Origin of the sequence: Flavobacterium sp. YJ01, assembly GCF_029320955.1 — a bacterium.
Taxonomy (GTDB): domain Bacteria; phylum Bacteroidota; class Bacteroidia; order Flavobacteriales; family Flavobacteriaceae; genus Flavobacterium.
Map to the genome: position 1 here is coordinate 181,345 of NZ_CP119757.1, position 14,710 is coordinate 196,054.

Sequence of the window (14,710 nt, forward strand, 5' to 3'; positions counted from 1 at the left end):
AAACTATGTTTGAATTTTTACGATCTTATATCATTTACTTAGCTTTTTTATCAGGTCTTGTTGGTTTATTTTCGCTTCCAAAACTTCCTGGTAATAAAGCTAAATTTTTAGTACTTTTAATCTGGTTTTCAATATTAATTGAAATTGTAGGCTATTATTTTACCCATTGGACTGGGTTACTGAATTATTATGTATACAATTTCTATATGTTTGCCAGTTTTACCGCCTATATTTTACTTCTACGAGCCTTACTTTCTAAAATTAATAATAAACATTTAGCCATTCTGTTTTTGATTCTATTTGTTGTTTCTTTCTTTTTAAACATTTTATATTTTAAAGAAGACACAAATCGATCCTTTACCTATAGTTTTGCTATCGGCGTATTATTAGTTTTAATATTATCCTGTTTATATTTAGTAGAAATTTTCAATTCGAACAAAATTTTAAATTTTAAAAAGTCAGTGTTTTTTTGGTATGTTTTAGGAATTCTTGTTTTTCATGTTCCTTTTACTCCTTTTATGCTGGCAATCAATTGGTTTTTAATCAAACAAGACGAATCTGTATTTAGTTTGGTATTGTTTATTTTAAATTTTCTGGCACATTGCTGCTTTATAATCGGATTTGTATGGAGCGAAAAGAAATACAATTATTAGTTATTTCATTAGGTATTGTTTTCTTTACCTTAATCGTCACTTTGGTCATTATTTTCTTTTATTTTTTAAAAAAAAGAAACAGCTATTTGGTAGAAAAAATGGAAGCCGACTTGTATTTCCAGTCCGAACTTGTAAAAACTCGAATTGAAATTAAAGATCAGACATTGTCTGAAATCAGTAAAGAATTGCATGACAATATCGGGCAGATTATTTCGGTTGCCATTATGCAGCTTAATATTTCGATTAGTAACAAAAATGTTCAAATAAGTGAATTAAAAGATCTTAAAGCCGTTCTTGCAAAATCATTAGACGAATTGAGAATTCTTTCTCGAATTATAAACAAAGATAATTTACTCCAAAATAACTTCATAGAAGCCATTCAGCAAGATTTAGAACGGATTAAAAAATTAAAGAAAATCAAATACAATTTCCATCAAACCGGGACAATTCCAGCTATAAATGAAGAACATGAATTAATCATTTATCGAATTTTTCAAGAAGCGCTCCACAACAGCTTAAAACATTCTAGAAGTGATTTATTTGATGTTTATATCGAAGCTACCGATTCTGTTTTTAAATTGAAATTAAAAGATTTCGGAATTGGATATGACCTTAAAAAATCAAATTCTGGAATCGGATTAAATAATATGAAATTGAGAGCAAAATTAATCGGTGCCAAATTAATTATAAATTCAGATCAAACAGGAACGATGGTAACTATTGAATATCCATTAACTCAAGGCTATGAAAACTAACTCAAAAAATAAAATTCTGATTGTTGATGATCATTTACTATTTTCTCAATCTCTAGAATTACTAATTAAAAGTTTTGGAGATTATGAAGTAATCGAACGTTTTGAAAACGGAAAAGTTTTTATTGATTATATCGAAGAAAATGCTTCTGCAGAAATTGATCTTATTTTGCTAGATGTAAACATGCCAGTTTTAGACGGATTAAGCACTATGAAATGGCTAAAAGATTGTCGTCCAGATTTGAAAGTAATTGCTTTATCTGTAAATGATGATGAAGATATTATCATAAAAATGATTACCAACGGAGCAAAAGGTTATTTGCTAAAAGATACTTCTCCCGAAATATTTAAAGAAGCAATTGAATGTGTAATTGAAAAGGGTTTTTATTTCACCGAATTAGTTTCTGGAATGTTGATTAATAAAGTCAATAGCAATGATAAAAAAATCAATTTAAAAGAAAAAGAAATTGTTTTCATCAAACATGCCTGTACAGAAATGACTTATAAAGAAATTGCATCAGAAATGTGTTTAAGTCCGAAAACTATCGACGGTTACCGAGAATCTCTTTTTGATAAACTTGAAATAAAAACCCGAATCGGATTAGTGCTTTATGCCATTAAGCATAAAATTGTTTTTGTTTGAATTAATAGGTTAAAGCAGCGAAAACGGGGTAATCATTTATTTTTTCTCTTCCGTTTAGAAAAGTGAGTTCCATTAAGAAATTGCATTGCACAATTTCGCCTCCTAATTTTTCCACCAATTCGCAAACAGCTTTTGCGGTTCCGCCTGTTGCCAAGACATCGTCGTGAATCAAAACACGGTCTCCTTTTTTTATGGCATCTGTATGCATTTCTAAACTATCAAAACCATATTCTAATTCATAAGATGCAGAAATTCTATCAAAAGGAAGCTTTTTTGGCTTACGAACAGGAACAAATCCAGCATTTAATTCTTGAGCAAGCAACATTCCGAAGAAAAAACCACGACTTTCAGCTCCAACAACCTTATCAATTTTTTGATTTTTTAAAGAATCAAGCAAAACTTTTAGACAATTTGTTCTTGCTTCGGGGTTATTTAGTAAAGGAGTGATATCTTTAAATAAAATTCCTTCCTTTGGAAATCCCTGAATATCACGTATATAATTTTCAAACTGCATTTTTTTTTAATTTTATGTTATTTTTCCCTTGTTTATCTCACATTTATGTCTATCTTTGCACCCGCAATAAGCAATCAACAAAGCTACGAAAATTAGCTGGTTGAAACAAAAAAGGCCTCGTGGCGCAACTGAATAGCGCATCTGATTACGGCTCAGAAGGTTACTGGTTTGAATCCAGTCGAGGTCACAACAAGCCAAATGGCGTCAATTGAAGACAATAGACGCCAATTTTTTTTATAATCTCACTTTATTTTTATTAGTTTAAAGATCCGGGCTACTCAGCAGCCAATTGATATTTGTTTAATTGAAGATTATTATTCTCCATTTTTTACTTTTTTAGAAAGTTATTTATAAATACAAATTTCGGTATGATGCCCCATGTATTGTTTTATTTATTGATTTGTGAGATTTACTGTTTTACTTTTTCCATTTTAAACGCAAGCTGTTACTTACCACACTTATACTGCTGAATGCCATTGCAGCGCCTGCAATCATAGGGTTAAGCAAAAAGCCGGTTATCGGATAGAGAATGCCCGCTGCAATGGGAATACCAATCAGATTATAGACAAATGCCCAAAACAGATTTTGTTTTATGGTAGCTACTGTCTGTTTGGATAATCTTATTGCCTGTGGAATTTTGGTAAGATCCGATGATATAATGGTCATCTTGGCTACATCCATTGCAATATCACTTCCTTTTCCCATTGCTATACTAACATCGGCAGTTGCAAGGGCGGTACTGTCATTGATTCCATCGCCCACCATTGCAACGATTTTTCCTTGTTGCTGGAGTTCTTTTATAAAAGCGGCTTTATGCTGGGGCAGCACCTCTGCCTTATAATGTCTGATACCTGTTTGCTCAGCAATGGCTTTCGCAGTGGCTTCATTATCTCCGGTAAGCATATAAAGGTCAATGCCCATAGCCTGCATTTCCTGGATAGCCTGTGCTGATTTTTCTTTTATATTGTCAGATATTGCAATTACAGCAAGAGCTTGTCTGCTGTTTAAAAACCAAATAACAGTTTTGGACTGGCTGCCCCATTGTTCGGCCTGGATTTGTAATTGGTCATCAATAATGATATTGTTTTCTGCCAATAACTTTTTATTGCCCACATAATAGGTGTCATTGTCATGGCCGGCTTTTGCACCTTTACCGGTTATACTTTCAAAACCGGACAATGCGGGTGTCGGTATGCCGTCAAAATGTTTCACTACGGCTTCTGCCAATGGGTGCTCCGATTGTTTTTCAATGCTCAATAAAACATTGCTGGCTGCATCATCATTGTTCAGCCATTTGAAACCCGTAACCTCTGGCCGCCCCTCAGTAATGGTTCCGGTTTTGTCTAAAACAATAGCGTCAACTTTCTTTGCCAGTTCAAGGCTTTCAGCATCTTTAATCAGGATGCCATTCTCAGCACCTTTACCAACACCTACCATAATAGCGGTTGGTGTTGCTAAACCCAAGGCACAGGGACAGGCGATAACCAATACCGTAACGGCTGCGAGCAATCCATGTACCACTCCGTTATCGCCATCCAAAACAAACCACAACATAAATGTCAGGATGGCAATTCCTATCACAACAGGAACAAATATACCGGCAATCTTATCTACCAATTTCTGTACAGGTGCTTTGCTTCCCTGCGCATCCTGTACGGTTTTGATAATTTGGGCAAGCATCGTTTCTTTTCCTACTTTAACGGCCTTAAATTGAAAGCTCCCTTTTTGGTTAATCGTTCCTGCAAATACTTTTTCACTTCCTTTTTTTAGTACTGGTATCGGCTCGCCGCTAAGCATACTCTCATCAACATAGGAACTCCCTGAGGTTACTATACCATCCACTGCAATTTTTTCGCCCGGCTTTACAAGAATAACGTCACCTGTAGCTACCTCTTCAATAGCAGTCTGTTTTTGGGTTCCGTCCGGTAGTATCACGATGACGGTTTTGGACTGTAGGCCCATCAGCTTTTTAATTGCTGAAGAGGTATTCCCTTTGGCTTTTTCTTCCAGTAATTTTCCCAGCAGAATGAATGCAATAATAACAGACGCCGCTTCAAAATAAACATGGGCGTGTAATCCGCGCCTGTGCCAAAATTCAGGCAGCAACATATTGAATACACTGAACAGATATGCAATGCCTGTACTGAGTGCCACCAGTGTATCCATATTGGCTGAACGGTGTATAGCTTGTTTCCATGCATTGATGAAAAAATCTTTGCCTAACCATAAGACAACAGGTGTAGAAAACAGCCACATTATAGGGTCTGCGTAGGGCATATTCATAAAGAACATCCCAATAACAACCACAGGAAAAGACAAGATAGTTGCCCAAATGGTATTGATTTTTAGATTCTGGAATTTTTGAGCATGGATTACTTCTAAAGTTTCCTGTTGTTTGGTTTCATCCTCAATCAATAAATCGTAACCGATAGATTGTACCGCTTTTTGCAGTTTGGCCGCATCGGTCATATTGGGCAGGTATTCAACGGTAAGATTACCCGTTGCAAAATTTACAGCAGCGCTTACCACTCCTGGCTCGTATGTAACAATGCTCTCAGCACTGCCCGCGCAAGAGGCGCACGTCATGCCCAATACTGGAAACGTGTTTTTTACGGTCGAAACGCCATACCCCAAGTCCTTGATTGCTTTGATCGCTTCCGCTACCGCTTGTGTGTTGTCAACCGTGATAACAGCCCTGCGGTTGTTCAGCTCTACCTGGTGTGTTTCTATGCTTTTCAATCTTGCCAGTCCCTTTTCAACGATGAGTGCACAATGTTCGCTTTCTACATCTTCCAAGGGAAGATAAATGACTTGCTTCTTTTTATCTGTTGCCATTTTTTTTTGCTTTAATTAACAATACAAAATTGGGATAATATGGGTGGGAAGCGTTGTGGAATTATGAAATGGATTTGTAAGATTTACTTAGACCTTATCCGATGGTTTTCTTTTATCCTCCCGTCTTTGCTTGAAATAGCTCGGAGTAAGCCCGGTTACCTTTTTGAACTGGTTGCTTAGATAAGCAACACTGGAGTAATTAAGGTGAAATGCAATTTCACTGAGGGACAATTCGTCATAAACCAATAGTTCTTTTATCTTTTCTATTTTTTGGGCGATGAAGTACTTTTCAATGGTGGTGTCTTGCGCTTCGGAAAACAGGTTGGACAAATAATTGTAATCATGTTGAAGTTTGTCGCTTAATACATCGGAAAGATTGGTTTTTACACCATTTTTTTGATGATGTACTAAATCAATAATTATATTTTTATTCTTTCTACAGTTCTGTTTCTCTTATCGTCAATGATTTCAAATCCTAATGTAAGCAGCGTTTTTTCCAATTTAAATAATTCTTGAGTCGTAGGTTCGCTGCTAAGTGTAATCTCCCCCAGCTTTATGCTCTTTAGGTTTAAGCCTAACTTTCCCAATTCATTCTGCACCACCATAATACAGCGGTCACAAACCATATTTTTTATAATAAGCAACATCACTTTGCTTCACATCTAAAGAAAATATTAATTTGAAACTCTAAAATAAATTTATAACCGTTTATTCTTCAAATTTCCAATTGGTAAGTAATAAAGTAAACCGATTCCTATCAGAAATAATATCAATGAAGCTATAAATGCAGGAATAAGGATTTCTTTATTATTATCCAAAGCATTGTTCAAGGCGGCATATAATAACCAAATTTGAATAGTCACATTTAGTATTAATATAAAAATAATAGTAGAAAGTATCGCGTTTAATTTATTTGGATTGGCTTGATTCTGACTAGTTCTAAAAGTACTCATGGTTTTTTATTTTAGGGATTTATCCTGGTTTCTCTTCCAGATTCTCTGATGCTCTTACATAAATGGCATTCTCTTTAAAAAGCACTTCCAATTTAGGCAAAGCTCTGGGCGGGGGGCCAGCGATAACATCTCCGGTTTGAGCGTCAAAAGAACCTTCGTGACAAGGACAATGAATAACTCCCGTGCCAGGCTTATAAAAAACAGAGCAGGAAAGATGGGTGCATTTTTGTTCATACGCTTTGAATTCTCCCGTCTCCAGATGAATCAATATATAAGGGATTGTACTTCCTTCGATAACAAAAGCACGTGTACCCCCTACAGGCACCTCTTCTTTTTTACATACAAAGTGCTCTCCATCCAGCTCATCTTTTGGAAATAGGTGCGCTTTGGCTGCCACCAGACCACTCCCAACCATTAACCCGCCTGATACTAGTGTAAGGAATTTAGCAAAATCGCGACGGCTCACATTGGTTGCCTGTTGTTTTTCGATTGGAAAATCTTTTTTCCAGTTTTTATTTAAATTATCTTCTTTAGACATGAATTCTAATAAATTATTAATTGATTACTGCCTTTTGGCATCATAATATTAACTTTTGTATTCACTACCTCTTCTCCAAAAAGGAAAGTATTTACTGGCGAACTATTTGGACGCATTTCCTGTATTTCCTCTCTGGTGCCGTAAAACAAAGCCCCACTTGGACAAACCGTAGCACACATAGGTTTTTTGCCCACGCTTGTTCTGTCGTAGCACATCGTACATTTCATCATCAAATCGTAGGACTCTTCTTTTTTAGGCACGCCAAATGGACAGGCCATCACACAATTCGAACAACCAATACATCTTTCCGTATTGGCAGTATGAACAATTCCGAATTCGTCTTTTGAAATAGCATCAGCAGGACATACATTTGCACAAACAGGATCGTCACAATGCATACACACCTGTACAGTAGTTTGCACAGTTGATGCCCTATCGACATAATTTACGTGAATTAAAGATTCCTGACCATTGGTTTCGCATTCAGCACAAGCCATTTCGCAGGCTTTACAGCCAATGCAACGTTGCATATCTACAAAAAACTCTTCATTTTTATTAAAATTGGTATAATTCATTTTTTGTTTTTTAGTTGTTAAACACTAGCGTAAGCCATAGATTCGCTCGAAGGTGGTGCTATTTCACGCAAAGGTTCCAGATGACAGGCACAAACTTTGAATTCCGGAATTTTAGAAATAGGATCTAATGTTCCGGGAGTTAATTGGTTTGCTGATTTTTTTCCAGACCAGTGGTACGGTATAAAAACCGTGTCTTCGCGAATCGTTTCTACAATGTTTGCAGGAAAAATGCCTTCACCACGCCGGGTAGTAACTTTTATTAATTCCCTTTGTTTGATGCCGTATTGTTGGGCTAAATTTGGATGAATTTCCAATAAAGGCTCCGGATACTGATCAACCAATTTTCCAATTCTTCGTGTTTGTGTACCACTCAAATATTGAGAAACCACACGTCCTGTCGTCAAAATTATTGGATAATCGGCATCTGGCACCTCACCTGGAACTTTGTACGGTGCCGGATTAAAATGAGCCCTTTCATCTGAGGTTTTAAATTTTTTATCTTCCCATAAACGCGGTGTTCCCGGATGTCCTATTTCAGGACAAGGCCAAAAAACACCCATTTCGTCTTCAATTCTTTGGTAGGTAATTCCATAATAATCAGCAGTTCCTCCTTTTGAGGCTACCCGCAATTCGTTAAAAACGGCTTCGCTGCTATCATACGTAAATTTATCCTCCACCCCTAAGCGTTTGGCTAATTCCAAAATAATCGAAGTATCGGTTCTGGCATCTCCCGGAGGAGTAACTGCCTGACGGATTCGGATAACACGCCCTTCGGCTGAAGTGGTTGTACCTTCTTCTTCCTCCTGTAATGATCCTGCCAAAACAATATCGGCATGACGGGCCGTTTCGTTTAAGAAAAAGTCAATACAAACATAAAATTCTAACTTTTCTAAAGCCTCCCGAACATAATTGCTGTTAGGCAGGGAAACTAGCGGATTAAAACAAATCGATAATAGCCCTTTAATCTCCCCACGATGAATGGCTTCGATTATTTCATAAGCCGACAACCCTTTTCCGGGCATATCTTTCTCATTAATACCCCAAACTTCTGAAATATATTTACGATGTTCCGGATTTTCAATATCCCTATTTCCTGGCAGCTGATCGCATTTATGACCGTGCTCTCTACCGCCTTGCCCATTTCCCTGTCCGGTAATAGTGGCATAACCGCAATATGGCTTACCAATTCTTCCTGTTGCGAGTACCAAATTAATGCATCCCAACACATTATCTACGCCTTTAGAATGATGCTCAATACCACGGGCATGAAGTAAAAAGCTTGTTTTGGCTCTGCCCCATAATTCGGCTGCCTGTTGAATTTTTTCTTTTTTAATCCCTGTAACTTGCTCTGCCCATTCCAGGGTATAATCTTTTACGGAATCTATAGTCTGCTGAAAACCTGAGGTATGGTTGGCAATAAAATCGTGATCCAGCATGTCATGATCCACCAAATATTTCAGCATTGCACCATACAAAGCCGAATCTGTTCCCGGGCGGACATCCAAATGAAGATCGGCTGTTCTGGCTAATGGAATCATTCTTGGGTCAATAACTATCAATTTTGCACCACGGTCTCTGGCTTTCCAAATCCAGTGGGTTAATGTTGGGAAAGTTTCACTAACATTAGCACCAGCCACAATAATTACTTCCGCATATTCCAGATCCGAATAGTTATTAGAGCCCCGGTCCAGACCAAATGCTTTTTTATTTCCTGCTCCTGCACTTACCATACACAAGCGTCCATTATAATCTAAATTTTTTGTTTTTAGAGCGACACGGGCGAACTTACCCATCAAATAACTTTTTTCATTGGTTAGCGAAACACCCGAAAGGACTGAGAAGGCATCGTTTCCATATTGCGCCTGAATCCTTTTAATTTCAGAAACTGTTTTACCCATCGCATCATCCCAGGACGTTGGTACAAATCCTTGCCCTTCTACTCTTTTTAGCGGGGACAAGAGACGGTCCGGATGATTGTTCTGTAAATAGCGCTGGACCCCTTTAGGGCACAATCGCCCTTCGTTGAACGGAAATTCCATCCAGGGTTCAAAACCTACTACTTTGTTGTCTTTAACCGACAATTGAATACCACACTGCATTCCACAAAAACAACAATGTGTTTTTACCAATTCATCTGGCTCATCCCTGCCCTCATAACCATCTTTCGGTGTGTAGTTTTTATGAGGTCCAAATTGCGTGATAATGTTTTGTTCCGAAACAGGTAATTTTGCCATGTTTTATATTTTTTAACCGATGCGATAAAAAAATCACCAGTGTTGTTTTTAATTTTCAATTCAACTAAAAAAAATTAGCCAAATAAATTTCCGCCTTCCAGTCGTGCTTTTAAGTGGGCTTGTGCCAAACGGGATCTTTTACCTTCAGGGCTTAAATCTAAATGCGATGTTCCATCCGGTCTGTCAAAATTGAAACCTAATTCCTTAGTTACTGTTTTAAGATCTTTTATATGCAAATTGGTAGCGAATTCCTCTCCGGTGTGCTCACAAACTGCCATTCCCATTTTCATCCCCTGCTTTTTATATATATGTGCCCCAATTTGTGCCGGACGCTGAATGATATGAAAAAACTTTCCAAACGGAATCCAGATTAAAAACATAATTACCGTTACTGCATGCAGAACAGCTAGGAAATCAAATGCAAAACCTTTCATAAACTGATAGGAATAGGTTAGCCCCAATCCTGTAGCGGAAATAGCAATTAATAAAATTAGGGGTAATAAATCGCCTTCAAAAGTTTGAGTAGCAATTAAACCAGGATTGGTCAAACGTCTTCTTAAGTAGTATAACGAACCGAAAATAACCAAGTAAGAAGACCAGTTCAGGGCATGAAAAGTCAGGAAGGCCATAATGGAACCCAATTTAAATTCCATGACCTTGAAACCGAAAAAGTGCGCTTCATAGACCGATATTGAATCGGGGGCCATAGTAAAATGAATCCATCCAAAAGTCAGTGGAATCGTAATTAAAAAAGCGGATGTACAGCCAATAGCTATTAAAAAATGCGCCATCCATCGGTATTTTCCCCTGGGATAAATAAATTTTTGAAATGCAATATTTTCGATGGTTTCTTTTGAAGCAAACCAAAAGCGTGAAAACACTTTTCCCGTAAATAAGTAACTAACTCCTCTTTTGAAATAAATCCACGTTGGCGGCCTTTGCAGCCAAACAGAATAACGGTATACAATACCAAAAAAAGCAAATACTGTCCCAAATAAATACGTAATTAATGCCGCATCAAAATTTTGCAGTTTTCTGGATCCATAAAATACTAATATGATCATTAGCACGGACATGGAAGCGGCAATTAGTAAAGCCTTTATATTGTAGTTTCTATTTTTCATTTTAAATTATCATTACTTCAAGTCACTTTTAAACCCTAATTATTAAAGAATAACTGTTAATTTACAAATTACAATCCGAACCAAATACATGAAATAGCTTTCATTTTCTGACTATTTATAAAAACAGCTTTTAAAAATGTTGTACTACTAAAGAAGGTTAATTTACAAAAAAAAAGCAAGAGGCTAATCGATTGCAAGATCAATTGATTAATTTCGTTCTAATTTATAATAAAAATTAATAATATTTTATATTCATTGGCTATTCTGAAACATCTTTTCTATCCATATCCTGAGCAAATTCAGGTAGTTTTTCTTTAGTCACTTTTACAATTACACGGTGCATCCAAATCAAACAAATAATGGATAAGACAAAGATAAAGAGCCATGAACTGGTCCAAAAACCAGTAAAAGCAAGCAGGTATCCAAAAACTATCGGACCAATAAATCCTCCCAAACCACCAATCATTCCAACCATTCCTCCTATAACCCCTACCTGATTTGGAAAATATTCAGGAATGTGTTTGTAAACTGCTGCCGAACCAATTCCCCAACAAGTCCCAATTAAAATAACCAAGACAAGATAAACCCACATATTCGCTTCAAAATGAATTTGCGTGATTCCGTCTGCAATTAATTCTTTTTTCTGAACTTTTTGATTTTCTGCTACAACAACTTCCTGCCATGTTTTTTTAGATGGAAAAAACGGATTGTGCTCTGCATTAACATCTTTTGAAGTAACTAAATATTCTTTTTCTCCAATAACTATTTTAGATGGTGAAACTTGTGTAACCGTTCCTGCTTTTGCTGCCATCAAGCCGCTACCGGAAGTAGTAATATTCATTTTTGGAAACAAAAGTAAAAAACTCAACACTACCGAAGTACTCAATACCCAATACATCACTTTTCTTGCTCCAAATTTATCGGATAAAAATCCTCCAAAAGCACGAATAATACCAGCTGGTAAACTAAAACAAGTAGTAAACAGCCCTCCTAAAATTAAAGTTGTATGATAAACATTCATAAAATTAGGCAACAACCATTGGGAAAATGACACAAACGAACCAAACAGCAAAAAGTAATAGGTTCCAAAGCGCCAAACACGCACCTCTTTAAGCGGTTGTAAAAGTTCTTTAACTGTTTTTGCTTTTGCTTCTATTTTTTTAGTTTTCGAAAAAAGAATAAAAACAATACCCATCGTCAACAATACTACACCGTAAATAACAGGCAAATATTTCCACCCATTTACTGGATCTGACTCTGAAAAGTATTTTAGCATACTGGGTGCTATAAAGGGAGTAATAGAAGCTCCTGCAGTACCCATTCCGAAAATTCCTAAGGCACGTCCTTGCCATTCTTTAGGATACCATAGTGAAGTATAGGCCACACCAACAGCAAAACTTGTTCCTACCATTCCGAACATAAAACTCAATAGTGCGAACATCCAAAAATTGGCAGCAAAAGGAAGCAAAAACAATGGAATAGATGCCAAAATCAGCAAAGCAGAATACACCACTCGACCTCCATATTTATCTGTTAAAATACCCATTGGTAACCGCATGAGCGAGCCTGTAAGTATTGGAATTCCCAATAACCATCCGATTTGAACTACATTCCAATCAAATATTTCCTGGTCAACTAAAAAAGTGACTAAAACACCATTTAAAGTCCAACAAGCAAAACAGACTGCAAAAGCAAGTGTGTTTAAAAATAATATTCTGTGTGATTGTGATAAATTGCTCATACTTACTTTAATTAATTCTTAAACAAAGATAAAATAGTCCGTAATCCTAAAACATGATATAAATCATTTATTGTTTTCAAGTCAAAATAACCAGAAAATAAAGATGAAATTAATAAAAATAAGCTATAAAACCCAGTATTTCACAAAATGAAAAAAACAAATACTAATCCAATCAGCCCATTGGGGTTATGCAAAACTTTCTAGAATATAGCATTTTAGACAGCTTTCAAGTGAATTAAAAATTATTTTTTATGCGAAAAAATCTGAGGATTTACATTAATCATTACCCACGCCCAATTGTTAACGTGATCAACGTGGCCATCTTTCAATCTTTGCATGGTATCGGTAGCAAACATTTGGGAATAACCTCCCGTTACATTCACAAATTTATGCGCTGAATAGCCAAATGTAAAATCGATTTCCGTACCAAGATAGTTCTTCATTTCATTTCCATTAGCATCCAAAACGGTATTCGCAGTATTAAAAGCATGGGGAAATAACGCAAATTGCCATTTGTTGACATTGTATGCAAATTTCAAAAAAGCATCCTTTAAACCAACCGAATTTTTATGATTTCCCACATAGAAATAATCCATATATCCATTAAAGGCATGATTGGTTCCAAAAACAGGATGAAAGGATTTTATTGCTGAACTAGTATTTTCCTGGCTCTTTCCGGAAAGATATTCGTATCCAAAACCAGCTTTAAACTTATCGGTCAGGTCATAATTAAAATTAAGAGCTACGTCAAAAGCATTTACTGTATTAGTTGCATTTTTTCCTGTTTGCCCATAAAACCATAAGTCTACATCCCAGGATTTCCCTTTGGTTTTCCAATACGTTCCAAAAGTCTGCATGTAATCTACTTTCAATTCGGGTGTTGGTGTTGGAACTGGATCTGTTAATTTATTTTCATAACCTGTATTTAAAAACAAGAAACTCATATTTATTTTCAATAACTCAGTATGGTACCAAGCATATTGCATCGATTTGTAATTTAGCACGGTATAAGGTGTTGTAAGTTCGGTTTCAGCATTTGCATTATATGCAATCGCTACATCCAGATGATTTTTGTTACTTTTAAAAGTTGCTATCGCAGCATCGTGACTTTGCGCTTGTTGTGCCCAATCGACTTCACCAAAAATGCGTTGATTGTCATACGAAATCACCTGACGGCCTAAACGCGCACTCCATTTTTCACTAAAGTTATATTGCACCCAGGCTTCATATAACTGAATCCCGTTTACATCTGATTTGGTATTTGTGGGCACATCTCCCCAAACACGAACATTTTGCATAGTAAGTCTGGTAATAAATTGATCTTGCCTGAAGTTCAGATTCAAACGAGTTCTGGATGAAACAAATTGAGCTGCCGTTTCTCCATAAGGAATTGGGGCTTTATAACCATTTCTAAACTCATAACGAGGTCTGATCTGTAAATTTGCATCCAGTTCCTGAGCAAAAGCAATACAGCTGAACACTGGTAAAAGTGTTATAACAATAATTTTCAAGATTTTCATTTTGTAAGTTTTAAGAAAGAAGTTTACTCTATCTTTTCAGCTTCTTCAGTAATTTTTTTAATCGTTGCTTCAGAATTTACACCCAAACCTTCTTGCTGAAATGTTAATTCCCCTTCGGCATTAAAAACACTTATTATGTTAGAATGCGAAAAATCTAAAGGAGCAATTTTCTTGTAGTTGACTGCCAAAACCGCTGCAAACTCTCGGGTATTTTCTTCTGTGGATCTCAAAAATTCCCATTGTTCCCCATCCATTTTATTAGCAATAGCAAATTCTTTTAATCGTGCCGGAGTATCAACTTCCGGATCTATGCTTACCAATAGGAACTTTACATCGGGTTTGATGTTCTCAGACAAACGAGATTCTATATTTCGCATATCGGCCACTATTCTGGGACAAGCTGCCTTGCAGGAAGTATAAATCATTACCATAACGAGCACTTTGCCTTTTAAATCCTTCATTTCAAGATTTTGCCCATTTTGATTGGTCCATTTTGAAGGCAGATTGTATATGGATAAATCTGAAATCGGTTTATCTTCGGATTTTTTATTAGTATTACATCCCTGTAAAACTAAAAGGACTAATGTTAATCCCAGGAACAGTTTTTTCATTTTTTTATATAAATAGT

General features: G+C 36.3%; 13 protein-coding genes, 1 tRNA gene and 1 pseudogene. 4 read left to right on the forward strand and 11 right to left on the reverse strand.

Features of this window, described 5'->3' with window-relative positions; genetic code table 11:
• Positions 1-5: 5 nt before the first annotated feature.
• Genes P0R33_RS00865 through P0R33_RS00875 form a run of 3 tightly spaced genes read left to right on the forward strand, consistent with a single transcriptional unit; the run spans position 6 to position 2,048 of the window.
• Positions 6-653, forward strand: coding sequence for a hypothetical protein (locus P0R33_RS00865; RefSeq protein WP_276173695.1), 648 nt, complete (start codon positions 6-8; stop codon positions 651-653).
• Positions 626-1,408, forward strand: coding sequence for an ATP-binding protein (locus tag P0R33_RS00870; RefSeq protein WP_276173696.1), 783 nt, complete (start codon positions 626-628; stop codon positions 1,406-1,408). The genes P0R33_RS00865 and P0R33_RS00870 overlap by 28 nt, the downstream gene beginning before the upstream one ends.
• Positions 1,398-2,048, forward strand: coding sequence for a response regulator transcription factor (locus P0R33_RS00875; RefSeq protein ID WP_276173697.1), 651 nt, complete (start codon positions 1,398-1,400; stop codon positions 2,046-2,048). The genes P0R33_RS00870 and P0R33_RS00875 overlap by 11 nt, the downstream gene beginning before the upstream one ends.
• A gap of 1 nt (position 2,049) precedes the next feature.
• Here P0R33_RS00875 and P0R33_RS00880 read toward each other — a convergent pair whose 3' ends face one another.
• Positions 2,050-2,562 (reverse strand): adenine phosphoribosyltransferase, encoded by a 513-nt coding sequence (locus P0R33_RS00880; protein WP_276173698.1) that lies wholly within the window; start codon positions 2,560-2,562, stop codon positions 2,050-2,052.
• A gap of 113 nt (positions 2,563-2,675) precedes the next feature.
• On the opposite strand from P0R33_RS00880, the gene P0R33_RS00885 reads away from it, so the two are divergent.
• Positions 2,676-2,749, forward strand: a tRNA-Arg gene (locus tag P0R33_RS00885).
• A gap of 230 nt (positions 2,750-2,979) precedes the next feature.
• Here the strand turns inward: P0R33_RS00885 and P0R33_RS00890 are convergent.
• From P0R33_RS00890 to P0R33_RS00935, 10 genes and pseudogenes are all read right to left on the reverse strand, one after another.
• Positions 2,980-5,397, reverse strand: a complete 2,418-nt coding sequence (locus P0R33_RS00890) for a heavy metal translocating P-type ATPase (protein ID WP_276173699.1) — start codon at positions 5,395-5,397, stop codon at positions 2,980-2,982.
• Positions 5,398-5,484: 87 nt separating this feature from the next.
• Positions 5,485-6,047, reverse strand: a pseudogene (locus P0R33_RS00895) (AraC family transcriptional regulator).
• 48 nt (positions 6,048-6,095) lie between these two features.
• A complete protein-coding gene (locus tag P0R33_RS00900) occupies positions 6,096-6,350 on the reverse strand; it encodes a DUF6755 family protein (RefSeq protein ID WP_082577852.1) in 255 nt (84 codons plus the stop codon).
• 19 nt (positions 6,351-6,369) lie between these two features.
• Positions 6,370-6,888 carry a Rieske (2Fe-2S) protein gene (locus P0R33_RS00905; RefSeq protein ID WP_160372953.1) on the reverse strand — a complete coding sequence of 173 codons (519 nt, stop codon included), beginning with the start codon at positions 6,886-6,888 and terminating at the stop codon, positions 6,370-6,372.
• 5 nt (positions 6,889-6,893) lie between these two features.
• Positions 6,894-7,463 (reverse strand): 4Fe-4S dicluster domain-containing protein, encoded by a 570-nt coding sequence (locus P0R33_RS00910; RefSeq protein WP_056205550.1) that lies wholly within the window; start codon positions 7,461-7,463, stop codon positions 6,894-6,896.
• Between the two features lie 17 nt (positions 7,464-7,480).
• Entirely contained in the window at positions 7,481-9,697 is a 2,217-nt protein-coding gene (locus P0R33_RS00915; RefSeq protein ID WP_160372954.1) for a molybdopterin oxidoreductase family protein, read from the reverse strand.
• A gap of 74 nt (positions 9,698-9,771) precedes the next feature.
• Positions 9,772-10,821 carry an MFS transporter gene (locus P0R33_RS00920; RefSeq protein ID WP_276173700.1) on the reverse strand — a complete coding sequence of 350 codons (1,050 nt, stop codon included), beginning with the start codon at positions 10,819-10,821 and terminating at the stop codon, positions 9,772-9,774.
• Positions 10,822-11,080: 259 nt separating this feature from the next.
• Positions 11,081-12,562: an MFS transporter gene (locus tag P0R33_RS00925; protein ID WP_110306883.1), complete on the reverse strand. Its 1,482-nt coding sequence runs from the start codon at positions 12,560-12,562 to the stop codon at positions 11,081-11,083.
• 242 nt (positions 12,563-12,804) lie between these two features.
• A complete protein-coding gene (locus tag P0R33_RS00930; protein WP_160372956.1) occupies positions 12,805-14,082 on the reverse strand; it encodes an alginate export family protein in 1,278 nt (425 codons plus the stop codon).
• A 23-nt stretch (positions 14,083-14,105) separates the two neighbouring features.
• Positions 14,106-14,693, reverse strand: coding sequence for an SCO family protein (locus tag P0R33_RS00935; RefSeq protein WP_131423916.1), 588 nt, complete (start codon positions 14,691-14,693; stop codon positions 14,106-14,108).
• Between the last annotated feature and the right edge of the window lie 17 nt (positions 14,694-14,710).